Here is a 24,908-nt window from a genome sequence, read left to right on the forward strand (position 1 = left end):
GGGCATTTTGGGGTTCAGTCCTGGAGTCTAGATCCTGGACCTGTGTAGCACGATCAGTCTGGGGCAAACCTCTCGTCGTAAATATGGGTGCCGTCGGCAATATCTTGCTCGATATGCTCTTTGCGGCTTTCTTCATCCAGCCAGGATTGCAGCTGATAGACCAGATCCTGTGTACCGACACCGGTCAGGGCGGAGATACCAAAGACCGGGCCTTCCCAGTTCAGCTCTTTGAGCAGGCGGGCTTTCAGGTCTTCCGGGTCCGAGACCATGTCCAGCTTGTTCAGAACCAGCCAGCGTGGCTTGGCGTACAGCTCTTCGCTGTACAGACGCAGTTCTTCAACAATGGCACGGGCCTCTGCAGCCACTTTGGCTACAACATCCTCGTCCGGGTCCAGGCTGGATACGTCCAGCAGATGCAGCAAGATACGGGTGCGGGTCAGGTGGCGCAGGAACAAGTGTCCCAGGCCGGCACCTTCGGAAGCGCCCTCGATCAGGCCAGGAATATCGGCCACTACAAAGCTGTGGGCTTCGGACGAACGCACCACACCCAGGTTGGGGTGCAAGGTGGTGAAGGGGTAATCCGCAATGCGCGGCTTGGCGTTGGAAATGCGGGTGATCAGCGTGGATTTACCGGCGTTGGGCATACCCAGCAGACCGACATCAGCCAGCACCTTCAGTTCCAGACGCAGCTTGCGATGCTCGCCTTCCTTGCCGTAGGTAAATTGACGCGGGGCACGGTTCACACTGGATTTGAAGTGCAGGTTACCCAAACCACCGGCGCCGCCTTGGGCCAGGGTTATTTTTTCGCCATGACGCTTCATGTCAAACAGCTGCTCGCCGGTTTCTGCGTCAAAAATCATGGTGCCAACGGGCACACGCAGGGTGATGTCCTCGCCACCCGCGCCATATTGGTCGGACCCACGGCCGTTTTCGCCGTTGCGAGCGCGGTGCAGGCGGGCGTAGCGGTAGTCGATCAAGGTGTTGACGTTACGGTCGGCCTCGGCATAAATGCTGCCACCGCGTCCACCGTCGCCGCCATTGGGGCCACCTTTTTCAATAAATTTTTCTCGGCGGAAACTGGCAGCGCCGTTTCCACCTTTGCCTGCGACCACTTCAATGGTCGCTTCGTCTACGAATTTCATGGTGATGAGTGCTGTATAGGTCCAGGGGCCGCAGAACCGTATGGGCTGCTGGTCTGGGAGCAGACCATTTTAAACAAAAACCCCAATTGCTTAGTGTATAGGAGATTGGCTTATCTGCCGGTATGTGCCGTGATAGTGGCCGATTTTTAATCTCTTGCTGTGGCCGTAGGGAGACTGGCTAAGCCGGGTGGGCGGGTTTGGGCGATGGCAGGTTGGCCATGCATAAAAAAAGCCCTGCCTAGGGCGGCAGGGCTTTTTCGCAGCGAGTACGCTTTGATCGGGTGGCTTATTCGCCAGCAACGACCGAAACGGTACGCTTGTTCAGAGCACCAGTGATGGAAAATTTAACTTTGCCATCGACCAGGGAGAACAGTGTGTGGTCTTTACCAATGCCCACGTTCACGCCGGGGTGAAACTGAGTGCCGCGCTGACGAACAATGATGCCGCCAGCCGAAATTACCTGACCGCCGTAGACTTTAACGCCCAGACGTTTGGCCTGTGAGTCACGGCCGTTCCGCGTAGAGCCGCCGCCTTTCTTCTGTGCCATTTCTTTAGCTCCTAGATGAAGAAAATACCAAATTCGCTTTTAGCAACAACTTAGGCGTTGATCGCTTCGATGCGGATTTCGGTGTAGTTTTGACGATGGCCTTGCGTTTTGCGGTAGTGCTTGCGACGGCGCATTTTGAAAATCTTGATTTTGTCGTGACGGCCTTGCGCAAGAACAGTAGCCTTGACCACAGCGCCAGCAACGAAAGGAGCACCGATTTGCAGTGCTTCACCTTCGCCGACGGACAGAACCTGGTCAAGCGAAATTTCTTGCCCAATGTCTGCCGGTATCTGTTCTATTTTGAGTTTTTGGCCAGCAGTAATGCGATATTGCTTACCGCCGGTTTTTATAACCGCGTACATAGGGAATCCCTTAAAGAGTCAAACAGGCATCGCGTAAAAGGCCAATAACAGCCCGCTGTAATGCCATCTAACATAAAAAAATCTTGACACGCAAAATGCCAAGCAAAAAATAATAGGATAAAAAGGCTTTGCTGTCAATGGCTTGGGCCTTCTCCTGTCTGTATTTTGCATCCAATCCTTTCGTTTTTCACTGGGTAGGCAGGGTAGGCCCCTTGTCTTGGGGGCGTAAAGGACGTGTGAGGGGACCTGCCCCGTCCAGAACAGGGCATATCGCTAATTTGTTACATTTCTCCTCAATCTGTGGCCTTTGAGTGGCTCGCCTTCCGCTACGGTAGAGCTGTTGCGTTCACAGAAGCGTAAGTCATTTATTTTTCGGACCTACTAAGGGGAAGCGTATGAATAAGGACACGATCGAAGGCAAATGGAAACAACTGGCTGGTAAAGCCCGCAGCGTCTGGGGCGAAATTACGGATGATGAGTGGGCCAAGGTGAAAGGGGATGCCACGCAATTGGCCGGTCTGGTGCAAGAGCGCTATGGCCGTACCCGCGAAGAGGCGGAGCGCGAGGTTAAAGACTTCTACGACAAGTACGACCGTTAGCGGGTGGGAACCTTTTTTTGTCTGTAGGTATTTCATGAGCTGTCGTTGAGATGGTCCGTCAGACAAGGTGCTGTCCCTGTACGTACTGATGATGAGGAGAATCGTATGCTTTACTACGCCGTAATCTTTTTTATTGTAGCTATCGTGGCTGCTGTGCTGGGTTTTGGTGGCATTGCCGCTGGTGCTGCTTCGATTGCCAAGATCCTGTTTGTCGTGTTCCTGATTCTGGCGGTGCTCTCGCTGGTCAAGGGCATGGGCAAGAAATAGAACAAGCCCGCCAGTGGCGGGCTTGTCCGTAAGGAAAAACCGTCTCCACCGATTGGGTGGAGGCGGTTTTTTTTATCAGGAGCGGTAGTCCGCGTTGATAGTGACGTACTCGTGCGAGAAGTCGCAGGTGTAAACCGTTTCGCTGTGTTGGCCACGGCCCAGAGAAACACGTACCAGAATTTCGGCTTCCTGCATGACGCGCTGGCCATCTTCTTCCTGGTAGTCGGGGTTGCGGCCACCGTCCACGGCTACCAGCACATCACCTAGCCACAGACGCAATTTGCTCACGTCCAGATCGCTAATGCCGGCGTAGCCAATGGCGCACAGAATACGGCCCAGGTTCGGGTCGGAGGCAAAGAAGGCTGTTTTCACCAGAGGTGAGTGAGCGATGGCGTAAGCCACTTTCAGAGCTTCTTCGCTGGAGCCGGCGTCATCAACCTGAATGGTCATGAACTTGGTGGCGCCTTCGGCGTCACGCACGATTTTCTGGGCCAGTTCGCGCGAGGCGTCGACCAGGGCATCCAGCAAGGTGTTGTAGTTCGGGTCTGCAATCGACTCTACCGTGACACCGCTTTGGCCGGTTGCCATAATGATGAAGGAGTCGTTGGTGGAGGTGTCGCCATCAACCGTAATGCGGTTGAAAGAGCGGTCTGCCGCCTGACGACACATATCGCGCAGCAGTTCGGGAGCAATACCGGCGTCCGTAGCCAGGTAACCCAGCATGGTGGCCATATTGGGGCGAATCATGCCCGCGCCCTTGCTGATGCCGGTCAGTGTGATGGTTTTACCCGACAACTGGATCTGGCGAGACACGATTTTGGGTTGCGTATCGGTGGTCATGATGCTGTGAGCAGCATTGAACCAGTTGTTGTCGGCCAGATCGTTCACCGCCGCAGGCAGAGCGCCCAGCAGGCGATCCATGGGCAGAGGCTCCAGAATGACGCCGGTGGAAAAGGGCAGCACTTGCTGAGGCAGGATGTTCAGCAGGCGCGCGGTTTCCGTGCAGGTTTGCTGTGCTTTTTCCAAACCAGCCTGACCTGTGCCAGCGTTGGCATTGCCGGTATTGATGACCAGGGCGCGGATGCCATCGTGCGTAGCCAAGTGCGCTTCGCACACTTGTACTGGAGCAGCACGGAAACGGTTGGTGGTGAATACACCGGCCACGCTGGTACCGGGGGCCAATTCAAACACGGTCAGGTCGCGTCGGTTGGCCTTGCGAATACCGGCTTCGGCAATACCGATTTTGACACCGGCAACAGGGTGAATATCAGATTCAGAGGGGATGAACAGATTGACGGCCATGACGCGATCCGAAAAACAATGTTAAAGGCGGCTCAAAGCAGTAATGATACTTGCTTTGAGCCGCCTGAGCATATCTTTGGTCGCGCCGGAGCGCTTAGCTTTCGCGAGCAGCCATGGCCACGTTGTTGCGAGTGATCAGCTTGAGTTCGCCCAGGGCTTCAAACAGGTTGACGCGTGCTTTTTCCGACAGGTTGGCAAACATCTCTTGTAGCCACTGTTCGTGGGAGGCAGCCATTTTCTTGAATTGGCGCTTGCCCTTGGGTGTCAGGCGGATCAGGGAGCTGCGACGATCGGTGAGCACCTTGATGCGTTCGACCAAACCTTCTTTTTCCAGCTGATCGGTAATGCCCGTGATATTGCCGTTGGTGACCATCAGGTGACGGGACAGCTCGCTCATTTTCATGCCAGCGGGCTGACGCTGCAATTGAGCCATCAGGTCAAAACGGGGCAGTGTGGTCGTGTGCTCGGTACGCAGGCGACTGCGAATTTCGCCTTCAACCAGATTGGTGCAGGCCATCAAGCGCAGCCACAGGCGGGTGTCGAAGTGGTCGTCGCTATGGGCACGGCTTTCCAAGTCGGGAGCGGCATCGGCGACGGCGGAAGCGGGGATATCGTTCATGATCATAGATAGCTTGCCTTAATGGTGCATGTCCAAAATGTTTAGCTTTGAAGGACGCAGACCGCAGCCATGAGCAAGCTGGGTTAGCTTGGTGGGTATCTTAGGGGCTGGTTCGAAGTTTGACATTGCGACAGATCAAAGTAAATTCGTTTTTAAGCTTAAATTAATCAACTTGATAGAAAGCACCGGCAAAGCAGGCAAAGCATTGGGTAAGGAAATGCAAACTCTTGTCTGCTATTTACTTTTAGGGCCACGGCTTTGAATAATCTTCGGACGGCACTCTAACTTTGATCCGACACGATAAGCTGGCTAAATTCAAGTGATTATTTATTTGAAGTATAAGGCATTTGCCTCTGTATCGCCTGTTCGCTTAATCACTTTTCTGCTTTTTCTGATACTTTTTTTTGTTTCAAAAATAATGCCTGCCGTAATTTTTCTTAATTGAAAAAAATGCATGCAGAAGATCGATTTATTTCTTATATCCTGAAATTCATTATTGAATTTTGCGTTGCGCGGGCAAGGGCCTCAGAGGAGCCGGGATCAGTCTAGGATACCCCTTGAAACAGCGGAGGATGATGCGCTACTGCGGATAACCCGTAGTCGGGATTGCTGATACTGGAGCATTTTTTTTGCTAATATCCTTTAGAACTAAACAATATAGACCTTGCCAATTTGGCTGGCGCCTTTGATGGACCAAGGTCTACGCCTGAGTGGGGCGTAATCTACGCAGGAGATAAGGATGGAACGTTCAGCGCACCTTGATACCTTTGCACGCGACAATCTGCCACCCATGGAGTGGTGGCCAGAGATGTTGCTGGAAGGCAATCCGGATGTGGACTATCCCGCTCGTCTCAATTGTGCCGTGGCGCTGTTGGGAGAGCAGGTAGCAGCGGGGCATGGTGATCGCGTGGCTTTGCAGTGGGCACAGGGCGATGAGAATCGCAGTCTGACCTACAAGCAGCTGGACGTGCTGACCAACCGTATTGCTCATGTTCTGGTTGAGGACATGAAGCTGGTGCCCGGCAACCGGGTTTTGCTGCGTGGTCCCAATAACCCCATGATGGCCGCCTGCTGGTTGGCCAGCATCAAGGCCGGTCTGGTTACGGTTCCCACCATGCCTTTGTTGCGGGCGGTGGAACTGAAGACGATTCTGGACAAGGCCGAGATTCATGCTGCCTTGTGTGACGAGCGCCTGCGTGAAGAGCTGGAACACTGCATGGACTCCACGCATGATTCCTACACGCCTGCTCTGAAGCAACTGCTGTGCTTTAACGATGAAAGCGCCAAGGGTCTGGAAGCCTTGTTGGCTGACAAGCCCGAAGAGTTCACCGCTTGCGATACGGCGGCTGACGATGTTTGTCTGATCGCTTTCACCAGCGGCACGACCGGCCAGCCCAAAGGTTGCATGCACTTCCATCGTGATGTGCTGGCAATGTGCGATACCTTCTCGCGTCACGTACTGCGTTTGACCCCGGATGATGTGGTCTGCGGTACGCCTCCTTTGGCCTTTACCTTCGGCCTGGGCGGTCTGCTGTGCTTCCCGCTGCGTGTGGGTGCATCTACTGTCCTGCTGGAGCGTCTGACGCCTTCCGATCTGCTGGGCATGATTGATCGCTTCAAAGTGACCATGAGCTTTACCGCACCCACCTTCTATCGTCAGATGGCTGGTTTGGTGGATCGTTACTCCTTGGCCAGCTTGCGTGCCACCGTGTCGGCAGGCGAAGCCTTGCCAGATGCAACGCGTCAGCTTTGGAAGCAGGCCAGCGGCATCGAGATGACGGACGGCATTGGCGGTACGGAAATGATTCACGTGTACGTGTCCAGCCCACCTGAAAAAGTGCGTGCTGGTGCCATTGGCCAAGTGGTGCCCGGTTATGTCGCCACGATTCTGGACGATGATCTGAATCCGGTGCCAGTCGGCACGGTAGGCCGTTTGGCCGTAAAGGGGCCAACAGGCTGCAAGTACCTGAACGACGAGCGTCAGAAGCAGTTTGTTCAGGGCGGTTGGAACTTCCCTGGCGACACCTTCAAGATGGACGAGGACGGCTACCTGTATTACCAGGCTCGTAACGACGACATGATTGTTTCCTCGGGCTATAACATTGCCGGTCCTGAGGTGGAAGGCACCTTGCTCAAGCACGAGGCTGTGGCCGAGTGTGGCGTTGTAGGTGCCGCCGATGAAGAACGGGGCCAGATTGTGCAGGCCTTCATTGTGCTCAAGCCTGGCTTTACCGGAAACGATGAGCTGAAAAAGAAGCTGCAGGATTTTGTGAAAGAGAACGCAGCGCCGTACAAGTATCCACGCGCCATTGAGTTCGTGACTTCGCTGCCTCGTACCGAGACAGGGAAGTTGCAGCGCTTTGTCTTGCGGCAGATGGCGCAAGACTGATTGTTCAGAGCATAAAAAAAGCGGGCATATAGCCCGCTTTTTTTGTCCGGCGCTTTTAGTTTTTGAAGGTGGCAAAAACTTCGCGTGCCGCTTGCACAGTGGCGTCGGTAATGTCCGGGGTGTGCTGCACCGAAACAAAACCTGCTTCAAAGGCCGAGGGTGCGAAGTACACACCCTTGTCCAGCATGGCGTGGAAGAACTGCTTGAAGCGCTCGATGTCGCCAGCCGACACTTGGGCCAGGGAGGTGGGCACGGTTTCGCTGAAGTAGATACCGAACAAGCCGCCCTGGTGGTCTGCCGTAAAAGGTACGTCTGCTTCTTTTGCAGCGGCCTTCAAGCCCTGGATCAGCTTGGCGGTGTTGGCTGTCAGGGTGTCGTAGAAACCGGGTTGAGCCAGTTTCTTCAAGGTTGCCAGACCCGCGGCCACAGCAACAGGGTTACCGGACAGGGTGCCTGCCTGGTAAACACCACCGACGGGAGCGACGCATTGCATGATGTCGCGACGGCCACCGAAAGCACCGACGGGCATGCCGCCACCAATCACCTTGGCCAGGGTGGTCAGGTCAGGACGAATGCCGGTCAGGCCTTGCACGCCTTGAGGGCCAACACGGAAGCCGGTCATGACTTCGTCAAAAATCAGTACGGCACCGTATTCGGTGCACAGTTCGCGCAAGCCTTCCAGGAAGCCGGGGGCTGGGCGCACCAGGTTCATGTTGCCGGCAAAAGGCTCAACGATAATGCAGGCGATTTCGCTGCCTTTCTGTTTGAAAGCATCGCGCACGGCGTCCAGATCGTTGTAGTCCAGCACCAGGGTGTGGCCGACAAATTCGGCTGGCACGCCTGCAGAGGTGGGGTTGCCAAAGGTCAGCAAGCCGGAACCGGCTTTGACCAGCAGACTGTCAGCGTGGCCGTGGTAACAGCCTTCAAACTTGATGATGGTGTTGCGGCCGGTAAAGCCACGGGCCAGACGAATGGCGCTCATGGTGGCTTCGGTGCCGGAGCTGACCAGACGCACTTGCTCGATGGACGGCAGCATCTTGGTCAGGGTTTCAGCCAGCACGACTTCGCCTTCGGTAGGCGCGCCGTAGGACAGGCCGTGTACGGCGGCTTCCTGTACGGCCTTGATAACGTCCGGATCGGAGTGGCCCAGAATGGCCGGTCCCCAGGAACCCACGTAGTCCGTGTATTGCTGGCCGTCTGCATCCCAGATGTAAGGGCCCTGAGCGCGTTCGATAAAGCACGGGGTGCCGCCCACGGAACCGAAGGCACGGACGGGCGAGTTGACGCCGCCGGGGATGACTTTGCAGGCACGTTCAAAAAGTTCGGAGTTACGGGACATGAGGCAAGAATCCAGATGTGAAAAGGTCAAGGCCAGGCAAGGGATCAGCGCACAAAGCGCGATGAGTCCTGGGCGTGAAAGTAGTCGGTAAAGCGTTGCGCCGTGGCGCGTATATCGCTGGTTTCAAACAGGCTGCTGATAACGGCAACGCTATCGACCCCTGCTTCCAGCAGTTCGGGCATTTTCTCGGGTGTGATGCCGCCAATCGCAACAATGGCAGCACGCCGTCCCTCGTGTTCTTGTTCTTGGCAAAGTAGTCGAGCTTGTCGCAAGGTGTTCAGTTCAGCCGGGGGGGCTTCGGGTTTGACGCTGGAAGGGTACATGGCCCCAAAGGCAATGTAGTCTGCATCGTCTGTCAGGGCCTGGCGAGCCAGATCCAGACTGTTATAGCAGGAGCGTCCCAGCAGGGCTTGCGGCCCCAGTGCCTGACGGGCCTGGGTCAACTCGCCATCGCTTTTACCCAGGTGCGCGCCTTGCACATCAAACTCTTGCGCCCAGCTCCAGTGATCGTTCACCAATAGTGGCAGATCCAAAGACAGGCACAGCTTGATCAACTCTTTGAGTTGTTGCTGGCGGATTGGTTCCGGGCCGTTCTTGCGACGGAACTGCAAGACCTGCAAACCCCCTTCGTGAGCGGCACGCACTGCGTTCAACAAGCGGGCGGTGTCGTCCCATTCGGGAGTAATGCCGTATAGACCGGCAGGAAAGCGCAGGGTGGTGGTGTCAGTCATTTTGGGGAGCAACAGGGTTGAACAGGCGGTGGCCCATACCGGGCTGGAAGGTGTCACTGGCACGTGCCTGCAGGTGCAACAAGGCTGATTCTACCGCGTTATCCAGCTCGTGGCCTTGAGCCAGAAAGCTCAGGCAGGCGGTAGCCAGCAAACTGTCTATGTCCTGCTGACGCAGGCCGCCATCCAGCGGCATGCTGTAGTCCAGACGACCGTGATGTCCCTGAAAACGCGTGTGCCATTGTCCGGCAGCACCGGGGACGCCGGTGACCAGTACGGCATTGGCTCCGTTGTTCAACAAGGTTTCCACGGCATCGGGGGTGTCGCCCAGCAGCTCGTCGGCCTGCCAGCGCTCCAGGCTGGGGTGGTCGATCAATAATAAGGAGCTCAGGGGCAGGAGCAGGCGTAAACTGGCATCAAGAGCATCGTCCGCATCCAGTTCGTCCAGGCCGGTGGGCATGGCGCTCAGGTGCAGGACCAAGGGCAGTTCAGGGTAGTCGGAGCAAAGCTCGGCCACCATGCTGGCGATTTCAGGACTGTAGACAGGACCGCACTTGATGGCCTGAATGTTCATGTCCTCCAGCAAGCAGCGCGCCTGGTCGTCGGCAATGTCCTCTGCCAGGGTCTGAATGTTTTCTTGCTGCGCGCTATCGCGCACCAGCAAGGCGGTGGGCACGCTGACGATATGGCAGCCCAGATGAGCGCCAGTGATGGCATCGGCGGGCAGGTGGGCACCGCCGCTGGGATCATAAGGAGCCAGCACGAGCGCCAGAGCAGGACTTGAATTTTTGATTTCAGCAGCCATCTTGTCTTGGTTACCCATGCAGGGCCGGCAAGGCTCTGGATGTCACGGGTTGAGTAATTTAGTAATATGAACCCCATTTTAATGGATTGCCCCGATTTGCACGCGGATCGGACTATGTTTACAAATACAGTAGGAATACTATGCGTACGTGGATGTGCCTGATTTGCGGCTGGATTTATGATGAAGAAGCAGGTTTGCCTGAGGAAGGCATTGCGCCGGGCACACTCTGGGAAGACGTCCCTCCGAACTGGGTCTGTCCCGAATGCGGCGCTCGTAAGGAAGACTTCGAAATGATCCAAGTGTGATCATCTCAAGTTCCAAGGTGGTTTGTTTTGACGGGAGGTGTGTATGAGTGCCACTAGCCAGTCCCCGCTAATCCAAGAAAGCGCTGATCTAACGCACCACCTGTTACTTGCCATGCCCGGTGTGGTTTCGGGCAGCTTGGCCGACACGGTGATTTATGTCTGTGAACATAATGAACAAGGTGCCTTGGGCCTTGTTATCAATCGACCAACGGATCTGAGCCTGGTTGAGCTCCTGTCTCGTATCGAGGTGGATGTGGAAAACCGGGCTGATCTGGCCGCGACGTCTGTCTACTTCGGTGGACCGGTGCAAACGGATCGCGGCTTTGTTCTCCATGATTCCGATAAAACCTATACCTCCAGTCTGGGGGTAGGTGATCTGACTCTGACTACTTCGCGGGATGTGCTGCAGGACGTGGCCCAAGGCCAGGGGCCAGTGCATATGCTGGTCACGCTGGGTTATGCCGGTTGGGCTGCGGGCCAACTGGAAAGCGAGATGGCCGACAATGCCTGGCTGAGCATCAAGGCTACCCATGAAATCCTGTTTTCTACCCCGGTTGGGGAGCGCTATGATCGCGCCCTGGCCTTGCTGGGAATCAGTCCTTTTACCCTGACAGGTGCTGCGGGCCATGCCTGAACACGAAACACCGTCAATGGTCAGCTCGGCGCAAACCTTGCTGGCCTTTGACTATGGCCTGAAAAAAATTGGCGTGGCGCTGGGCAATACCTTGACGCGCCAGGCCCGCCCTTATACGATTTTGCGGCCCGTTACACGGGAACAGCGCTTTGCGGCTATCGAGGCTTTGCTCAAGGAATGGCAGCCCGATCGCGTCGTGGTAGGTTTGCCTTTGACCCTGGATGGTGGCGAGCAGTATGCTTCGCTGCGGTGTCGGCGTTTTGCCAACCAACTGCACGGTCGCTATGGCGTTGCAGTAGACCTGGTCGATGAGCGGGGCTCCAGCATGGAGGCTCAAGAATTGCTGGGCAATAATGACGATGATGATGCCATGGCAGCTTGCGTGATCCTGCAGCGATATCTGGACAGCCTGCCACCGGCCTGAGCTCTCTACAAGGTTGCAGCCTTTTGATTAGTTTATTTCGTTTTAGTTGGCGCGCTGTCGCTCTGATTGTGTGGATCGTGGTCGGCTTGTTAAGCGTCGGTCTGCTTTTTCCGGTATTGCGTCCAGGCGGGCGCCGCGTCATGGTGTTGCGCATGTCGCGCCTCTTGATGCTGATCTGCGGCGTGCGTGTACTGCAGCACGGCCAGGCCGTTCAGGATCGATCCGTGCTCTATGTGTCCAACCATATCTCCTGGTTGGACATTTTTGTACTCAACAGCGTGCGTAGTACCTCTTTCATTGCAAAAAGCGATATTCGCCGTTGGCCAGTGATTGGCTGGCTGGTGGCGGGTGCAGGGACGGTTTTCATTGAGCGCGGGCAGCGTCGTGCCATTCAGATTGTCAGCCAGCAAATGGCTGTGTGCTTTGAGCGTGGTGATGCCGTAGGTCTGTTCCCTGAAGGCACCACTTCAACCGGTCTGGATGTACAGCCTTTCCACGCCAGTTTGTTTGAGACGGCTATCAGCCTGAATGTGGATATTCAGCCGGTGGCTCTGGTATTTGAGCAGAAAGGCCAGCGCAGTGAGCGCTTTGCCTTTGTGGGCGAGCAGTCTCTGGTTGGCAATATCTGGGTTCTGCTCAGTGCGCGTAATGTCTCTGTGCACTGCCATTTTCTGGACCTGATGCCGGCTCAATCCTGTACGGAGTGGGGACGTTCGCAAACGGCACAAACAGCTCGTGAACAGATCCGTGCGGTCGTGTGCCCCGAGGCCGTCACTGTCGAGGCCTGATGGCTTTAGCCCGGTTTCTTGCTTTCCGGGCAGTGAATCTGAACCAGATGCCGGTCTTGCAGGCGTACAGCACTAAGCTGGCGACCCCAGACGCAGCCGGTATCCAGACTGATCACGGTAGGCGTGTTCAGCAAGCCCAGCGTAGACCAATGTCCAAAAATAATAGGAACCTGGGCACAGGCGCGATTCGGCATTTCATACCACGCTAGCAAGCCGGACTCGGCATCCGGTGCACCCTTGTGCTTGAAGTCCATGCGGCCATTCACATCGCACATGCGCATGCGGGTCAAGGTGCTGACAATGGCGCGCAGGCGATCGTAGCCTTGTAGCCCAGCATCCCAGCGATCCGGGTTGTTGCCGAACAACTCAATAATCTTTTCTTGCCAGTCATCCGCACGTAAGAGTGCTTCCAGCTCGTGGGCGTATTCCAGCGTTTGCTCCGGGCTCCAGTCGGGGTGCACTCCGGCATGTACCATCAGATGGCCATGCTCATAATGAGCCAGCGGTTGGTGTCGCAGCCAGTCCAGCAGCTCTTGTGCGTCCGGCGCGGCCAGCAGTTCCTGCAAGGTATCCTGTTTGCCGGGCTTGCGCACCCCGGCAGCGACTGCCAGACAGTGAATGTCGTGGTTGCCCAGTACACAGACGGCGCGATCGCCCAGAGAACGAATCAGGCGCAACGCTCCCAGAGAGTCCGGGCCACGGTTGACCAGATCGCCTGCAAACCAGAATTTGGCCTGGCTGTCGGCTGCAATATCAGGATGGCTGAGCAAGCTGTCCAGGGGGCGGCAGCAGCCTTGAATATCACCAATCGCCCAGATGGCGGGGGAAGTAGCTAAGGACATGATTTAGTTGGTTGTGCTGGAGTTGCGACGACGCCGGTTGTGCCGGTTTTCCATCATGATAAGAGCACTCAAGGCCATGGCCATGGCGATCAGGTTCGGAACCAGAGCGGTGACCCACGGCGCCAGATTGCTGAGCATGGCCACGTTCAAGGCCAGCTGATTGATCATGAAAAAGCCCACGCCCAGCAAGATACCGGTAAAGACCTTGGTGCCCACACCGCCGTGGCGGGTCTGCATGAAGCCGATAGGCGCAGCAATGGTAATCATGACCAGCAAGGTAAAGGGGTAAGCGACTTTGCGCCACAGGGCCACAACCTGACGTTTGGTCTGCAGCTTGTTCGCGTCCAGGTAGCCGATGTAATCCTTCAGGTCCAGAATGGACATGCGCTCGGGTGTCACGACGCGTGCAATCAGTCGATCCGGCGTTAGCGTGGTGGTCAGCGTCAAGGTGGGGCGTTTTTCAATTTTGACCAGCGCTTGATCAGGCGCCTTATCCTGTGACAGAGCCGTGTGGGCCTGCTCATTGACGTGGGTTTCGGTAACGTCCTGCAAGTCCAGCTGGTTCTTGTGGAACTGTCCGCTGGGAGCTTGAGTCATTGCACTCAGGCGCTGCCCATCCGAGAAGTCGAACACGCTGACATCGCTTACTTTGCCATCGCCCTGCAGGTTGGCAATATTGATGATGCGCACCCCGCCACTGTCATTGCTCTCCTTGAACCAGTAGCCACTGTCCAGACGGCCGCCACCGGAACGTCCCAGCAAGGCCATGCCTTGCTCACTGGATTTGATCTCGGCCATGGGGGTGACATACTCGGACAAAACAAAGGCCCCCCCTACCAGGGGCAGGGTAATGGTCCAGAGCATCAGCATCATGTGCAGGCCGCTAACGCCTGACGCACGCAAAATTACCAGCTCATTGCGCTGAGCCAGACTGGCCAGGGCCAGGGTGGCACCAATCAACAGGCCAATGGGCAGCAGGTCGTACAGACGGGTGGGCAGCTCCAGGGCCTGGATGTAAAACAGATTCATCAGGGTGAACTTGGAACCGACCTTGTCCAGCTCTTCAATCAGGGCGAAAAAGGTGAACAGGCCAAGCAGGGCAATCAGCACCACGGCGCTGGAGCGATAGATTTCGGAAGCGAGATAGCGGCGTGCGGTGCGCATGAAAATAGGGCCCAGGAAAGACGTGGCTAGCTTAACAAAAATGCGGATTGCAGTCAGGGAATAGCGACTTGTCGCATACGTTGACTGATAGTGCGCGTGCGCGATTGCAAATAGGGGCTGTTACGGTTTTTGTCATAGTAGGCCGGGTTGGGCAACATGCCCGCCAGACGGGCGGCCTGCATGGCACTGAGCTTGGCTGCATCAACCTTGAAGTAGTGGCGTGCCGCCGCCTGGGCACCAAAAACGCCTTCTCCCCATTGAGCTACGTTCAGGTACAGCTCCAGGATGCGCTCCTTGCTCATGACGGTTTCAATCATATAGGTCAGAATCAATTCCTGACCTTTGCGCAGATAACTGCGTGATTCCGATAGAAACAGATTCTTGGCCAGTTGCTGGGAAATGGTAGAACCACCACGACGGCGGGTAGAGCCCTTTTCCGACTGGCGACGGTTGTATTCCCAGGCTTTGCGAATGGCGTCCCATTCGACCCCCGAATGGTTCAGGAAGTTCGAATCTTCGGAGGCAATCACCGCGCGTTTCAAATTGGCGCTGATCTTGTCGTACGGCACCCATTGATAGCGCAGTTCGGCATCCGCATTGGCGCTGCGCAACTGGCCCTGTTCGGCCGCCATGAAGGTGGTCATGCGGGGCGGCACCACGCTGTACCAGAGCACCATCAGAAACAGGGCGATCTGATAAAGCAGAACACCAGCGGCCACGGCCAGAACGGCCAGGCCAGCCAGTTTCCAGGGATGGGCCAGAAGGCGACGCACGTCAGATTTGTCCGATGTCCTGGCGCAGCTGGGCCAGTACGGGTTCGACATCGGCCTCTACGCCGTGCCAGATCTGAAAGCTGGCGGCCGCTTGGCCTACCAGCATGCCAAGGCCATCTTTGCTATGTGTGGCACCGGCTTGCTCGGCGGCACGCATGAAGGCAGTGGGTTCGCTGGCATAAAACATATCGTAGGCCAGAGAGTTGCTGCGATAACGGGCATCTGGCAGTTCGGGCAGATTCTGGTTCAGGCTGGCCGAGGTGGCATTGATCACAATGTCCCAGTCGCCACAATGATCGTCCAGACCGCCCGCGCTCAGGCGGCGGGAGGCATCCGGGTCCAGAGCAACGACCTGCTCACGAATGTCGTAGGCTTTGGCGCTGGTGCGGTTGATGATGTGCAGCATTTCGCAACCGGCTTCCAATAAGGGGAACACCACTCCACGCGAGGCACCACCTGCACCGATCAGCAAGATACGCTTGCCTTCCGGGTTGTGGCCGACACGCAGCAGGTCCGAGCACAAGCCCACGCCATCGGTATTGCAGCCATGCAACTGTCCATCTTCCAGCCATAGCGTATTGACGGCTCCGGCCATGCGAGCGCGACGGCTCAAGCGTGGGCCCACCAGATCATAAGCCTGCTCTTTGAAGGGCAAGGTGACATTCAGGCCGCTGCCGTCCTTGAAAAACTCCTCCACGGTGGCGTTAAAGCCATCCAGTGGTGCCAGAATGCGCTCGTAGCTCAGGGCCAGATTGAACTGGCTGGCAAACTGCGTATGGATTTGTGGAGAGCGGCTGTGCTCGATAGGGTGACCAATAACGCCGTAGCGCTTGGCGGGAGTCGTGTCGGGCATGGTTAAGCGATGCTTGTCTTGTTGTGAGGTGTCAGCCCCAAGGCTGAAAGCGCATATTTTACCCTAGGGTCTGCTTTTGCCAGAGCTTGCTGTGGACAATACGATCTTATTGCACATCCGTGCCGTGCATACTGAGCCTGTCATGCGTAAAACTCCAGCTGCGGGTAATGACGAGTACATCCGCGCCAGGAGCCACTTGTTCGGGCAGGGGGGCGAAGGGGGCGGCCAGTTCCACAATGCGGCGGGCCGCCAGATTCAAGGCGGCCTGATCTGAAGGCTCAGTAATCTGGGCACGCAGCAGGCTGCCATCGCGCCGGATATAGACTGTCATTTGCAGTTGACCGTACAGTTGCTCGCCATTTTGCTTCGGATAGTGGCGGGTGCCGGTCTGCTCAATTTTTTGACGCCACTGATCCAGGTACTGGGCTTGTTCGCTGGCTTTGGCGCTGGGGCCTACATAGTGGTAGCGGGGTTGGCGTTGTTGTTCACGAATCTGCTCACGCAAAATCGCCAGTTGGCTATTTTGCACTTGTGGGTCCAGATCATGGTCGTCCGGGCCGGGCTCAATGGACGCGCCAATATATTCAAAGCTGGGTGTCGACAAAGGTGCCTTGTCCTGACTTTCCAGCTCGCCCAGCAGGCGCTGCTGTTCAGCTTCCAGGCTTTGCTGGCGTGCACGCAAGGCTTCCAGCACTAACTGATTCGGCAGATTGGGATCGGTCAGCGGCAAAGGATTGCTGGCTTGCCCTTGCTGATGCTCTCCGCCGCCATCCAGATTCAACTGCGCTAACAGTTGGGGACTTAACGGTGCCGAGTCGGTACTGAAATTGACCAGTGCTACATCCAGACTGTTGGCTGGTGCGGGCGAGGGCGCGCGAGCCGGCCAGAAGATCAGCAAAAGATGAATCAGTGCCGAAAGGGCGACCGCCAGCCACAAATAGTCTTTGGGCGCGTGGCGGCGGTCGAGCTTGGTCATGATCGTCAGTCAGCCGTGGCGACCGAGCGCAAACGGGCTTCCACCGTCAAAGCCAGTTCGTCGAAGGACAACAGATCCAGCGTGACTTCCTGACCACGTTCAAGTGCTGGCAGGCCGGGGACATGAAGAACCAGCGGCGCATTGCTCAGGCGCACCAGATCTTCCTTGATGAAGTTGGCCTGGACTTGCTTGATGTCGTTTTGTTGCAGCCAGCGCAGGCACCAGAAGCGCTCCAGAGACGACTGGTAGTCCGACCACTGGGTGTATTGCGATTCAAAGGCGCCAATAATGGCGTACAGATCCGCATCCTTGGGCTGGAAGGGGGCGGCCAGGCGTGCGGAGATGCCGTGCTCGGCCGCCGCCAGAATCTGGCCCTGATTGATCAGGTCCACATAACGGCGCAGAGGCGAGGTCGACCAGATGTATTGCGGCACACCAATGGATTCGTGCGGGCCGGGGGTGGTGGACATACGCGTACGCATGAACTGCTGGGAGCGGTAAATACCGGGCACATTGTGCTCGGCCAGCAAACCGCCCCACAGCTGATTGGCCAGAATCATGTATTCAGCCACCAGCAGGCTTAGCGGCGCATTGCGCACGCGTGGCACCAGACGAATGATGGAGTTTGGATCGTCGTGCGGGCCATCCAGCTCGAAGCTGTATTCCACACGGTTATTGTTTTCCGGTTTGCCACGCACGGCTTCACGCTGGGCTGACAGTTGGCGCGAGAAGTTCCATAGCGGACGCAGCCATTGTGCATAGGGCAGTTCGGCGTTTTCGTCGGCCAGAGCTTCTTCGCTGATGAGCGGGTCCAGCTCGTGTTGGCGCAGGTTGCCCGCCACGGTAATGCGTTCCAGACGAGTCTGATGCGACAGGATTTCACCAGTGCTGATGTCGGCGTCTACATACAGCGACAGGGTAGGACGAGTCTGCCCTTGATCCAGGGAGAAATGCGCGATCAGCTCAGGCGGCAGCATAGGGATCTTGTAGCCCGGTGTGTATACCGTTGCCATGCGATTGCGGGCAATCTGGTCGATCTCGTTGCCACGAGCCAAGGCCAGCGAAGGCACGGCAATGTGAACCCCGATACGCAGGCGGCCCGGTTCCGGATGCTGGACGGACAGGGCGTCGTCAATTTCAATCGTATTGGCGTCGTCCACCGAGTAGGCGGTGACATCGGCCTCGGGCAGGTCCTGCCCCCAATTTTGCAGGGCAATCTCCGGAAAGCCCGTCCCTTTGGGGAAGTGCGCGGCCAAAAAGCGATGTTGATGCAAAGTCAGTGGATTGGACCAGGCACCCAGCGACAGCAGCAGCTTTTCCGTGCTGACACCCAGTTCTTTCTGGGCCTGATCAAACGCTTTCCACTCCAGCGTGTTCTTGTCTGGCTGAGTCAGGAAGGTGCCGGCTTTCTCGGCAACTTCGGGCGGCAGTTCGCCCTTGATCATCTGTTCGGCCCAGGTCTGGATTTGCTCTTGCTGCAGGCGTTTCTTTTCAATGGCGGCCAGAGCGGCTTGCAAAATTTCTGGCGGAGCAGGGCGGTACAGCCCTTTGCCACGACGGTGAAAGTAGGCGGGTGCGCTGTGCAGGGCAAAGATGGTGCCGGTTTTTTCGACAGCGCTGGGCGCGTGACCGAAATAATCCTGTGCCAGCGTGGACGCTTCAAACTCCTCCTGGGGGGCGCATTCCCATAAAAAATTGATATCCAGGGATTCGGCCAGCGCTTGGGCTTTTTCCAGCAGTTCTGCCGGGGCGGGCTGCTCAAAGGTAAATAGAACGCTGTTTTTCTTTATTTTGCTGCGTTTGCCAGACGCGGATTCCACCTGCATGGTGGTATCGCTGTCAGAAAATATTTTTTCTGCTTTGAAATTACCGCTGTCTTCAAAAAGGACGTACATGATTTTCCATCTGGATGGTGCTGGCCATCCGGTAAAGATAGTTAAGGTTGTTGCAGGGCAAAGCGCAAAATTTCGTCGATCCAGGGATCAAAGTCGGTCAGGCCGTGATCTCCGCCTTCCAGAATGTGACCTTGGCTGCCTTTGTACCAGTCCGCCATCTCGCGCCAGTTCAGGACTTCATCACCTTTGGCGGCCAGCAGGTAAAAGCGCTGGGGATCGCTGGGGCGTGGTACGTGAATGTCGTTGAGCTCATCCACATAGTCGGGCAGGAAGTGAAACGGGGCGGGCGAGTGATAACAGACATGCTCGCCCACCTGCGTAGCCAGATCGCGCCCTGCGTAGACCACCGGGTTAAGCAGCACGGCACGGCTGTGATAGTGCTGCGCCAGGTGGCTGGCATAGTAACCGCCCAGCGAGGAGCCGATCACACACAATTGATCGGCGCTCATGCCCGCCTGCATTGCCGTGTCCACAATGCGCTTGCACATGGCAATGGCCTGGGCCGGGCTGGCGGGCAATTGCGGGCAGCGCCACAGGTGCAGCAAGCCTCTGTCCTGCATGGTTTGTTTCAGGCGCTGCGCTTTGTAGGACGAAGGCGAGGAACGAAAGCCGTGTAGATAGAGGATCATGGAGGCACCTGCTATATAGATAAGAGGGTCAGCGTGACAGTTGATCCAGCAGGCGCTGATGAATGCCGCCAAAGCTGCCGTTACTCATCACGACAATGGCATCGCCGGGCTGGCTGGCCTGAACAATGGCCTGAACCATTTTATCCAAATCATTCCACGCTGTGGCGCGATCCCCTAAAGGAGCCAGGACCTTGGCCGCATCCCAACCCAGCGCGTGCTTGCCCTGGGTCTCGCCGTAGCAAAAAACCAGGTCGGCATCTTCCAGCGAACCGGGCAGGCGGGCAGCCATGGCACCCAGCTTCATGGTGTTGGAGCGTGGCTCCAACACGGCCAGAATTCGGGTGGCTTTACCTGTCTGGCTGCGCAAACCGGCTAGCGTAGTAGCAATGGCGGTAGGGTGATGGGCAAAATCGTCGTAGACGGTAATGTCATTGACCACGCCACGCACTTCCATGCGGCGCTTGATGCCGGCGAATTGGCTCAGTGCCGCGCAAGCCTGTTCAGGTTTGACGCCCACATGGTGGGCAGCGGCGATGGCGGCCAGAGCGTTCAGGCGATTGTGTTCGCCGGTCAGTGTCCATTGGACGATGCCTTGGGACTGGCCTTTGAACATCACGTCGAAAGAGGTGGCGCTGATTGCCTTGCTGTCCCAATCTCCGTCGGGGCCAAACTGTTCAACCGGCGTCCAGCATCCACGGGCCAGGGTTTCGTCCAGGCTGGGGGTGTGGGTGGGACGCAGAATCAGCCCGGTGGAGGGGATGGTACGCACCAGATGGTGAAATTGGGTCTGGATGGCGTGCAGATCAGGGAAGATATCAGCGTGATCGTATTCCAGATTGTTCAGGATGGCCGTGCGGGGGCGGTAGTGAACAAATTTGGAGCGCTTGTCGAAAAAGGCGGTGTCGTATTCGTCGGCCTCGATCGCAAACAAGGATTGTTCTGGATTGAAGCGGGCCGACACACCCAGGCCGGGGGCCACGCCACCGATAAGGAAGTTGGGGGACAGCTGGGCCTGTTCCAGGATCCAGCCCAGCATGGAGCTGGTGGAGGTCTTGCCGTGCGTGCCGGCCACGGCCAGAACGTGCTGCTTGTGCAGAATGTTCTCGCCCAGCCATTGCGGGCCGGATGTATAAGGCAGACCCTGATCCAGAATGGCTTCCATCAGAGGATTACCGCGCGTAACTACATTGCCCACTATATAGAGATCAGGGGACAGCCTGGTTTGCTCTGCGCCAAAGCCTTCAATAAGCTCAATGCCTTGTTCTTCCAGCTGCGTGCTCATGGGCGGGTAGACCCCGGCATCGCAACCGGTAACCGTATGGCCAGCCGAGCGGGCAATCAGGGCCAGACCACCCATGAATGTGCCGCAAATTCCTAGTATATGTATGTGCATGACAATCCTCCGGCCTGTATTCTAGACGACTGTTTGATCTGATGCGTGAGCTTTGGTGAGGGCCGGTGCTATCATCCCCAGATGATATTTTTTCAGGTGTGAGCCGGTATGCGTAGGCGTCTTTTTCTGCAGAAATCGCTAGTGTGTGCAAGTCTTTTGGCCCTGCATCCCGCCCCTTGGGCCAGTTTGCTGCCTTCAGACCCCTTCCTGGCGCAAAGCTTCAAGGATCTTCAGGGCGAAGATCGTGCGCTCTCTACTTATATAGGCAAGCCCCTGGTGGTCAACTTCTGGGCGACCTGGTGTGCACCTTGCGTCAAGGAAATGCCGGATCTGCAGGAACTGCACAAACGCTACCCCGAGGTGAACTTTGTGGGTATTGCAGTGGACTCGCTGGATAACGTGAAAGAGTTTCTGGAACGCGTGCCGGTCAGTTACGACATTTTGCTGGCTGGTTCGGGCGGCCTGAAACAAATGCGCAGCGTGGGCAATAAAAAGGGCGGATTGCCCTTTACTGTCGTGTTTGGCAGCAATGGCCGGGTCAGCGAACGCATTTTGGGCCAGATAGATCCCGAAAAGTTGGACGAAGTTATTAAAGCTCAACGCTAACTGGCCGACTTTTTCGCTTAATTTCGTCAAATTGCCGGTCTGGTCCACCCCTGTTTCAAACGGGATGGGACCAATGCTAACTGTTTGTAAGCCAAGCAGGTTTATGGACAAATGACGTTATTTAGCGTAAAAAGGCGGTCTGTCTTGACGAAAAATCCGCTATGGCGAAACATGTCCTGGTCCTTAACGGGCCCAACCTCAACCTGCTGGGTACCCGAGAACCCGATGTCTACGGACATCAGACTCTCGACGATATCAACAGTGGTTTACAGGTGCTGGCCGACCAGCATGGCGCGCAGTGTCATTTTTTTCAAAGTAATCACGAAGGCGGGCTCGTCGATCGAATTCATCAAGCCCGTACCGAGGGCGTGGATTTCATCCTGATCAATGCTGGGGCCTACACCCATACCAGCGTGGCGATACGGGATGCGCTTGCCGGTGTCGGTATTCCGTTTATTGAAGTTCATCTGTCCAATGTTCACCGTCGTGAGCCGTTCCGTCACCACTCCTATCTCTCTGACATCGCTAGCGGTGTCATTGTTGGTTTGGGGGCCTACGGTTATGAAGCCGCGCTGCGGTTTGCTTTGAATAGTTAGGCGGTTCGTTTCGTTTTTTTGACCAATATTTTTTTAATGCCGTCCTGACCCAGTCAGTGGCTAGTGCGGCGTTGCGGGAAGTACGCATGGATCTTAGAAAACTCAAAACCCTGATCGATCTGGTAGCCGAGTCTGGCATTGCCGAACTGGAAATCACTGAAGGTGATGACAAGGTTCGCATTGTGAAATTTTCGCAAAGCTCGGCAGCTCCCGTGGTCTATGCTCCCGAGGCTCCTGTAGCCCAGGTGGTAGCCCCCGCCGCTGGCGCTCCTGCCGCAGCTCCCGCTGCACCCGCCGTTCCCGAAGGCCACGCCGTCAAGGCTCCTATGGTCGGCACGTTCTACCGTGCTCCTAGCCCAGGCGCTGCTCCTTTTGTGGAAGTGGGCCAGACGGTCAAGGAAGGCGAGCCTTTGTGCATTATCGAAGCCATGAAGCTGCTCAACGAGATCGAAGCCGACAAGTCCGGCGTGATCAAGGAAATTCTGGTTGAAAACGGCGGGCCGGTGGAATACGGTCAGACTCTGTTCGTCATCGGTTGATGATATGTTTGAAAAAATCCTAATCGCCAATCGGGGCGAAATTGCCTTGCGTATCCAGCGCGCTTGCCGCGAGATGGGTATCAAGACAGTCGTCGTTTATTCTGAAGCTGATCGTGGTGCCAAGTACGTGCGTCTGGCCGACGAGGCCGTGTGTATTGGCCCCGCCCAAGCCCGTGACAGCTACCTGAGCATGCCTGCCATTATCTCGGCAGCAGAAGTCACCGATGCGGAAGCCATTCACCCCGGCTACGGCTTTATGGCTGAAAACGCGGACTTCGCTGATCGTGTCGAAAAGAGCGGTTTTGTCTTTATCGGCCCACGTCCCGAGAACATCCGCACGATGGGCGATAAGGTCATGGCCAAAAAAGCCATGATCGAGGCCGGTGTGCCTGTGGTTCCCGGTTCGGATGGCGCCTTGCCCGACGATCCCGCAGAAATCGTGCGCATTGCCCGTGAAGTGGGCTACCCGGTCATCATCAAGGCCTCTGGCGGTGGTGGTGGTCGCGGCATGCGCGTGGTCTACACCGAAGCTGCTTTGCTGACGGCCGTTGCCACGACCAAAACCGAAGCCGCTGCTGCGTTCAATAATCCCGAGGTCTACATGGAAAAGTACCTCGAGAATCCACGCCATATCGAAATTCAGGTATTGGCTGATGGTGATCGCAATGCAGTCTGGCTGGGTGAGCGCGACTGCTCCATGCAGCGTCGTCACCAGAAAGTGATTGAAGAAGCACCGGCTCCAGGTATTCCACGTCGCCTGATCGAACGCATCGGCGAGCGTTGTGCTGATGCCTGCCGTCGCATGCGTTACCGCGGTGCTGGTACGTTTGAATTCCTGTACGAAAACGGCGAGTTCTTCTTTATCGAGATGAACACCCGTATTCAGGTCGAGCACACCATCACCGAAATGATCACCGGCATTGATCTGGTCCAGGAGCAGATCAAAGTAGCCGCAGGCGAGAAGTTCGTGCTGCGCCAGCGTGACATCGAGTTTGAAGGTCACTCGATCGAATGCCGTATCAACGCGGAAGATCCATTCAACTTCGTACCAAGCCCGGGCTTGATTACCAAGTGGCACACTCCCGGTGGCCCTGGCGTGCGTATCGACTCGCACGTGTTCACCGGCTACACCGTGCCGCCGTACTACGATTCCATGATTGCCAAGCTGATTACCTACGGTAAGACGCGCGAGCAAGCCATTGCCCGTATGGACATTGCCTTGTCCGAAATGGTGGTGGAAGGGATCAAGACGAACGTGGATCTGCACCGGGAATTGATGCAGGACGCCAGCTTCAAGGCAGGCGGCACCAGCATTCACTACCTGGAACAAAAGCTGGCCCAACGTAGCAAGTAAGGGCAGCAACAGGTCAGGCCACAGGCCTGACCTGACAAGAATGATGACTATGTAAAACAGGGGCGAGCCCCCTGTTTTGCTTTATGGAAACTATGTATGCGTGAACTCTTACTGAGCTGCCAGGAACACGAGGCCGAGCGCTTGTCCGATGCCTTGCTTGAGGCGGGCGCCTTGTCGGTGTCGGTGGAAGATGCCGATGGTGATACCGACCAGGAAAAGCCCCTGTTTGGCGAACCTGGTATCGAACCGGATGTGCTGGCCTGGGACCGAAATCGGGTGGTGGCCTTGCTGCCCGAGGAGCTGGAGCCTGAAGAGTTGTTGCAACCACTTTTTGAAGCCGGTGTGCTGGATCCTGCAAAGGCTCAGTGGAGCGTGCGCGAAGTGCCCGACGAGGATTGGGTTCGTTTGACGCAATCACAGTTTGGTCCCATCCCGGTGGGCGATCGTATCTTGATTGTGCCCAGCTGGCACAAGGACGATGAGGACCTGCCAGCCGCCCAGGAAGGCGATGACGGCCTGGTGCGCATTGAATTGGACCCCGGCCTGGCCTTTGGTACCGGCAGTCACCCCACGACGCATTTGTGTCTGGATTGGCTGGCCCATCATGTGCAAGCGGGTCAGACCGTGCTGGACTACGGTTGTGGCTCCGGTATTTTGGCGATTGCCGCCCGCAAGCTGGGTGCTGGCCATACGGTTGGTGTGGACATTGACGAGCAGGCCGTGATTGCCACGCGCTACAATGCGCAAGTCAATCAGGTCGAGGTTGAAGGCTTGCTGCCCGATGCCATGCCCGCCGGGCAAACGGATCTGGTTGTCGCCAACATTCTGGCCAATCCCCTGCGTATGCTGGCTCCCATGCTGGCCAACCGTGTCAAACCGGGCGGGCATCTGATCCTGTCCGGTATTTACGATTGGCAGGCCGAGGAAATGATCGAGGTCTATTCCTCCTACTTGCCCATGTCGGTCTGGCAGGAGCGCGATGGCTGGGTGTGTTTGGCTGGTCAACGCCCGTTATAAGACGGCAGAACTTAAGGTGAG

28 protein-coding genes are annotated in these 24,908 nt (G+C 56.6%); 12 read left to right on the top strand and 16 right to left on the bottom strand.

Features of this window, described 5'->3' with window-relative positions:
• Positions 1–53: 53 nt before the first annotated feature.
• From obgE to rplU, 3 genes are all read right to left on the bottom strand, one after another.
• The gene (gene obgE / locus ACU6HM_RS12220) at positions 54–1,142 is read right to left on the bottom strand and encodes a GTPase ObgE (protein WP_009460564.1); all 1,089 of its coding nucleotides are present in this window, start codon (positions 1,140–1,142) and stop codon (positions 54–56) included.
• Between the two features lie 286 nt (positions 1,143–1,428).
• Positions 1,429–1,689 carry a 50S ribosomal protein L27 gene (gene rpmA / locus ACU6HM_RS12225; protein ID WP_009460566.1) on the bottom strand — a complete coding sequence of 87 codons (261 nt, stop codon included), beginning with the start codon at positions 1,687–1,689 and terminating at the stop codon, positions 1,429–1,431.
• 50 nt (positions 1,690–1,739) lie between these two features.
• Complete coding sequence (rplU, locus tag ACU6HM_RS12230) at positions 1,740–2,051, bottom strand: 50S ribosomal protein L21 (protein WP_003801901.1); 312 nt, start codon at positions 2,049–2,051, stop codon at positions 1,740–1,742.
• A gap of 395 nt (positions 2,052–2,446) precedes the next feature.
• Between rplU and ACU6HM_RS12235 the strand changes: the two genes are divergently transcribed.
• Entirely contained in the window at positions 2,447–2,650 is a 204-nt protein-coding gene (locus ACU6HM_RS12235) for a CsbD family protein (RefSeq protein WP_009460568.1), read from the top strand.
• Between the two features lie 105 nt (positions 2,651–2,755).
• The gene (locus tag ACU6HM_RS12240) at positions 2,756–2,917 is read left to right on the top strand and encodes a DUF1328 domain-containing protein (RefSeq protein WP_009460570.1); all 162 of its coding nucleotides are present in this window, start codon (positions 2,756–2,758) and stop codon (positions 2,915–2,917) included.
• Between the two features lie 75 nt (positions 2,918–2,992).
• On the opposite strand, the gene argJ is transcribed toward ACU6HM_RS12240, so the two are convergent.
• Positions 2,993–4,219: a bifunctional glutamate N-acetyltransferase/amino-acid acetyltransferase ArgJ gene (gene argJ, locus ACU6HM_RS12245; RefSeq protein WP_009460572.1), complete on the bottom strand. Its 1,227-nt coding sequence runs from the start codon at positions 4,217–4,219 to the stop codon at positions 2,993–2,995.
• 94 nt (positions 4,220–4,313) lie between these two features.
• Entirely contained in the window at positions 4,314–4,844 is a 531-nt protein-coding gene (locus ACU6HM_RS12250) for a MarR family winged helix-turn-helix transcriptional regulator (protein WP_009460574.1), read from the bottom strand.
• Between the two features lie 733 nt (positions 4,845–5,577).
• Here ACU6HM_RS12250 and ACU6HM_RS12255 point away from each other — a divergent pair.
• On the top strand, positions 5,578–7,227 hold the full coding sequence (locus ACU6HM_RS12255; protein ID WP_009460576.1) for an AMP-binding protein: 1,650 nt from the start codon (positions 5,578–5,580) through the stop codon (positions 7,225–7,227).
• 55 nt (positions 7,228–7,282) lie between these two features.
• On the opposite strand, the gene hemL is transcribed toward ACU6HM_RS12255, so the two are convergent.
• Genes hemL through ACU6HM_RS12270 form a run of 3 tightly spaced genes read right to left on the bottom strand, consistent with a single transcriptional unit; the run spans position 7,283 to position 10,117 of the window.
• Positions 7,283–8,566 (bottom strand): glutamate-1-semialdehyde 2,1-aminomutase, encoded by a 1,284-nt coding sequence (gene hemL / locus ACU6HM_RS12260; RefSeq protein WP_022983602.1) that lies wholly within the window; start codon positions 8,564–8,566, stop codon positions 7,283–7,285.
• A gap of 44 nt (positions 8,567–8,610) precedes the next feature.
• A complete protein-coding gene (thiE, locus tag ACU6HM_RS12265; protein ID WP_254498821.1) occupies positions 8,611–9,297 on the bottom strand; it encodes a thiamine phosphate synthase in 687 nt (228 codons plus the stop codon).
• On the bottom strand, positions 9,290–10,117 hold the full coding sequence (locus tag ACU6HM_RS12270; RefSeq protein WP_009460580.1) for a bifunctional hydroxymethylpyrimidine kinase/phosphomethylpyrimidine kinase: 828 nt from the start codon (positions 10,115–10,117) through the stop codon (positions 9,290–9,292). Before ACU6HM_RS12270 ends, thiE begins: the two co-directional genes overlap by 8 nt.
• A gap of 122 nt (positions 10,118–10,239) precedes the next feature.
• Here ACU6HM_RS12270 and ACU6HM_RS12275 point away from each other — a divergent pair, with 122 nt between their 5' ends.
• From ACU6HM_RS12275 to ACU6HM_RS12290, 4 genes are all read left to right on the top strand, one after another.
• The gene (locus ACU6HM_RS12275) at positions 10,240–10,404 is read left to right on the top strand and encodes a rubredoxin (protein ID WP_009460582.1); all 165 of its coding nucleotides are present in this window, start codon (positions 10,240–10,242) and stop codon (positions 10,402–10,404) included.
• Between the two features lie 112 nt (positions 10,405–10,516).
• Positions 10,517–11,038, top strand: a complete 522-nt coding sequence (locus tag ACU6HM_RS12280) for a YqgE/AlgH family protein (RefSeq protein WP_009460584.1) — start codon at positions 10,517–10,519, stop codon at positions 11,036–11,038.
• Positions 11,039–11,054: 16 nt separating this feature from the next.
• The gene (ruvX, locus tag ACU6HM_RS12285; RefSeq protein WP_009460586.1) at positions 11,055–11,462 is read left to right on the top strand and encodes a Holliday junction resolvase RuvX; all 408 of its coding nucleotides are present in this window, start codon (positions 11,055–11,057) and stop codon (positions 11,460–11,462) included.
• A 23-nt stretch (positions 11,463–11,485) separates the two neighbouring features.
• A complete protein-coding gene (locus tag ACU6HM_RS12290) occupies positions 11,486–12,250 on the top strand; it encodes a lysophospholipid acyltransferase family protein (RefSeq protein WP_009460588.1) in 765 nt (254 codons plus the stop codon).
• A gap of 5 nt (positions 12,251–12,255) precedes the next feature.
• Here the strand turns inward: ACU6HM_RS12290 and ACU6HM_RS12295 are convergent, their stop codons facing one another.
• The 8 genes from ACU6HM_RS12295 to mpl form a co-directional block, all read right to left on the bottom strand.
• Positions 12,256–13,092: a symmetrical bis(5'-nucleosyl)-tetraphosphatase gene (locus tag ACU6HM_RS12295; protein ID WP_250756133.1), complete on the bottom strand. Its 837-nt coding sequence runs from the start codon at positions 13,090–13,092 to the stop codon at positions 12,256–12,258.
• A gap of 3 nt (positions 13,093–13,095) precedes the next feature.
• A complete protein-coding gene (gene lptG / locus ACU6HM_RS12300; protein ID WP_086061563.1) occupies positions 13,096–14,256 on the bottom strand; it encodes an LPS export ABC transporter permease LptG in 1,161 nt (386 codons plus the stop codon).
• A gap of 53 nt (positions 14,257–14,309) precedes the next feature.
• Complete coding sequence (gene mtgA / locus ACU6HM_RS12305) at positions 14,310–15,029, bottom strand: monofunctional biosynthetic peptidoglycan transglycosylase (protein WP_035275164.1); 720 nt, start codon at positions 15,027–15,029, stop codon at positions 14,310–14,312.
• A gap of 1 nt (position 15,030) precedes the next feature.
• Positions 15,031–15,882 (bottom strand): shikimate dehydrogenase, encoded by an 852-nt coding sequence (aroE, locus tag ACU6HM_RS12310; RefSeq protein WP_035270447.1) that lies wholly within the window; start codon positions 15,880–15,882, stop codon positions 15,031–15,033.
• 106 nt (positions 15,883–15,988) lie between these two features.
• Positions 15,989–16,858 (bottom strand): energy transducer TonB, encoded by an 870-nt coding sequence (locus ACU6HM_RS12315; RefSeq protein WP_009460600.1) that lies wholly within the window; start codon positions 16,856–16,858, stop codon positions 15,989–15,991.
• A 5-nt stretch (positions 16,859–16,863) separates the two neighbouring features.
• Complete coding sequence (locus ACU6HM_RS12320; RefSeq protein WP_446763861.1) at positions 16,864–18,753, bottom strand: ribonuclease catalytic domain-containing protein; 1,890 nt, start codon at positions 18,751–18,753, stop codon at positions 16,864–16,866.
• 41 nt (positions 18,754–18,794) lie between these two features.
• A complete protein-coding gene (locus ACU6HM_RS12325) occupies positions 18,795–19,382 on the bottom strand; it encodes a YqiA/YcfP family alpha/beta fold hydrolase (RefSeq protein WP_336974200.1) in 588 nt (195 codons plus the stop codon).
• A 28-nt stretch (positions 19,383–19,410) separates the two neighbouring features.
• Positions 19,411–20,775, bottom strand: coding sequence for a UDP-N-acetylmuramate:L-alanyl-gamma-D-glutamyl-meso-diaminopimelate ligase (gene mpl, locus ACU6HM_RS12330; RefSeq protein WP_446763862.1), 1,365 nt, complete (start codon positions 20,773–20,775; stop codon positions 19,411–19,413).
• Positions 20,776–20,883: 108 nt separating this feature from the next.
• On the opposite strand from mpl, the gene ACU6HM_RS12335 reads away from it, so the two are divergent.
• From ACU6HM_RS12335 to prmA, 5 genes are all read left to right on the top strand, one after another.
• The gene (locus ACU6HM_RS12335; protein ID WP_026484403.1) at positions 20,884–21,381 is read left to right on the top strand and encodes a TlpA family protein disulfide reductase; all 498 of its coding nucleotides are present in this window, start codon (positions 20,884–20,886) and stop codon (positions 21,379–21,381) included.
• Positions 21,382–21,542: 161 nt separating this feature from the next.
• Positions 21,543–21,977 (top strand): type II 3-dehydroquinate dehydratase, encoded by a 435-nt coding sequence (gene aroQ / locus ACU6HM_RS12340; RefSeq protein ID WP_009460608.1) that lies wholly within the window; start codon positions 21,543–21,545, stop codon positions 21,975–21,977.
• 86 nt (positions 21,978–22,063) lie between these two features.
• On the top strand, positions 22,064–22,516 hold the full coding sequence (gene accB, locus ACU6HM_RS12345; protein ID WP_009460610.1) for an acetyl-CoA carboxylase biotin carboxyl carrier protein: 453 nt from the start codon (positions 22,064–22,066) through the stop codon (positions 22,514–22,516).
• Between the two features lie 4 nt (positions 22,517–22,520).
• The gene (gene accC, locus ACU6HM_RS12350) at positions 22,521–23,870 is read left to right on the top strand and encodes an acetyl-CoA carboxylase biotin carboxylase subunit (RefSeq protein ID WP_009460612.1); all 1,350 of its coding nucleotides are present in this window, start codon (positions 22,521–22,523) and stop codon (positions 23,868–23,870) included.
• A 96-nt stretch (positions 23,871–23,966) separates the two neighbouring features.
• Positions 23,967–24,887, top strand: coding sequence for a 50S ribosomal protein L11 methyltransferase (gene prmA / locus ACU6HM_RS12355; RefSeq protein WP_083054656.1), 921 nt, complete (start codon positions 23,967–23,969; stop codon positions 24,885–24,887).
• Positions 24,888–24,908 lie beyond the last annotated feature (21 nt).

The organism is Alcaligenes sp. RM2 (genome assembly GCF_052931795.1).

What these genes read in the sequence shown, in the direction of transcription:
- aroQ (WP_009460608.1), top strand. Translation starts at nt 21,543, where the DNA reads ATGGCGAAACATGTCCTGGTCCTTAACGGGCCCAACCTCAACCTGCTG.
- ACU6HM_RS12280 (WP_009460584.1), top strand. Translation starts at nt 10,517, where the DNA reads ATGCCCGGTGTGGTTTCGGGCAGCTTGGCCGACACGGTGATTTATGTC.
- ACU6HM_RS12250 (WP_009460574.1), bottom strand. Translation starts at nt 4,844, where the DNA reads ATGATCATGAACGATATCCCCGCTTCCGCCGTCGCCGATGCCGCTCCC.
- aroE (WP_035270447.1), bottom strand. Translation starts at nt 15,882, where the DNA reads ATGCCCGACACGACTCCCGCCAAGCGCTACGGCGTTATTGGTCACCCT.
- ACU6HM_RS12315 (WP_009460600.1), bottom strand. Translation starts at nt 16,858, where the DNA reads ATGACCAAGCTCGACCGCCGCCACGCGCCCAAAGACTATTTGTGGCTG.
- lptG (WP_086061563.1), bottom strand. Translation starts at nt 14,256, where the DNA reads ATGCGCACCGCACGCCGCTATCTCGCTTCCGAAATCTATCGCTCCAGC.
- argJ (WP_009460572.1), bottom strand. Translation starts at nt 4,219, where the DNA reads ATGGCCGTCAATCTGTTCATCCCCTCTGAATCTGATATTCACCCTGTT.
- ACU6HM_RS12240 (WP_009460570.1), top strand. Translation starts at nt 2,756, where the DNA reads ATGCTTTACTACGCCGTAATCTTTTTTATTGTAGCTATCGTGGCTGCT.
- ruvX (WP_009460586.1), top strand. Translation starts at nt 11,055, where the DNA reads ATGGTCAGCTCGGCGCAAACCTTGCTGGCCTTTGACTATGGCCTGAAA.
- ACU6HM_RS12320 (WP_446763861.1), bottom strand. Translation starts at nt 18,753, where the DNA reads ATGTACGTCCTTTTTGAAGACAGCGGTAATTTCAAAGCAGAAAAAATA.
- ACU6HM_RS12335 (WP_026484403.1), top strand. Translation starts at nt 20,884, where the DNA reads ATGCGTAGGCGTCTTTTTCTGCAGAAATCGCTAGTGTGTGCAAGTCTT.
- ACU6HM_RS12270 (WP_009460580.1), bottom strand. Translation starts at nt 10,117, where the DNA reads ATGGGTAACCAAGACAAGATGGCTGCTGAAATCAAAAATTCAAGTCCT.
- rpmA (WP_009460566.1), bottom strand. Translation starts at nt 1,689, where the DNA reads ATGGCACAGAAGAAAGGCGGCGGCTCTACGCGGAACGGCCGTGACTCA.
- ACU6HM_RS12235 (WP_009460568.1), top strand. Translation starts at nt 2,447, where the DNA reads ATGAATAAGGACACGATCGAAGGCAAATGGAAACAACTGGCTGGTAAA.
- mpl (WP_446763862.1), bottom strand. Translation starts at nt 20,775, where the DNA reads ATGCACATACATATACTAGGAATTTGCGGCACATTCATGGGTGGTCTG.
- thiE (WP_254498821.1), bottom strand. Translation starts at nt 9,297, where the DNA reads ATGACTGACACCACCACCCTGCGCTTTCCTGCCGGTCTATACGGCATT.
- accC (WP_009460612.1), top strand. Translation starts at nt 22,521, where the DNA reads ATGTTTGAAAAAATCCTAATCGCCAATCGGGGCGAAATTGCCTTGCGT.
- ACU6HM_RS12325 (WP_336974200.1), bottom strand. Translation starts at nt 19,382, where the DNA reads ATGATCCTCTATCTACACGGCTTTCGTTCCTCGCCTTCGTCCTACAAA.
- ACU6HM_RS12275 (WP_009460582.1), top strand. Translation starts at nt 10,240, where the DNA reads ATGCGTACGTGGATGTGCCTGATTTGCGGCTGGATTTATGATGAAGAA.
- ACU6HM_RS12295 (WP_250756133.1), bottom strand. Translation starts at nt 13,092, where the DNA reads ATGTCCTTAGCTACTTCCCCCGCCATCTGGGCGATTGGTGATATTCAA.
- ACU6HM_RS12255 (WP_009460576.1), top strand. Translation starts at nt 5,578, where the DNA reads ATGGAACGTTCAGCGCACCTTGATACCTTTGCACGCGACAATCTGCCA.
- rplU (WP_003801901.1), bottom strand. Translation starts at nt 2,051, where the DNA reads ATGTACGCGGTTATAAAAACCGGCGGTAAGCAATATCGCATTACTGCT.
- prmA (WP_083054656.1), top strand. Translation starts at nt 23,967, where the DNA reads ATGCGTGAACTCTTACTGAGCTGCCAGGAACACGAGGCCGAGCGCTTG.
- hemL (WP_022983602.1), bottom strand. Translation starts at nt 8,566, where the DNA reads ATGTCCCGTAACTCCGAACTTTTTGAACGTGCCTGCAAAGTCATCCCC.
- accB (WP_009460610.1), top strand. Translation starts at nt 22,064, where the DNA reads ATGGATCTTAGAAAACTCAAAACCCTGATCGATCTGGTAGCCGAGTCT.
- obgE (WP_009460564.1), bottom strand. Translation starts at nt 1,142, where the DNA reads ATGAAATTCGTAGACGAAGCGACCATTGAAGTGGTCGCAGGCAAAGGT.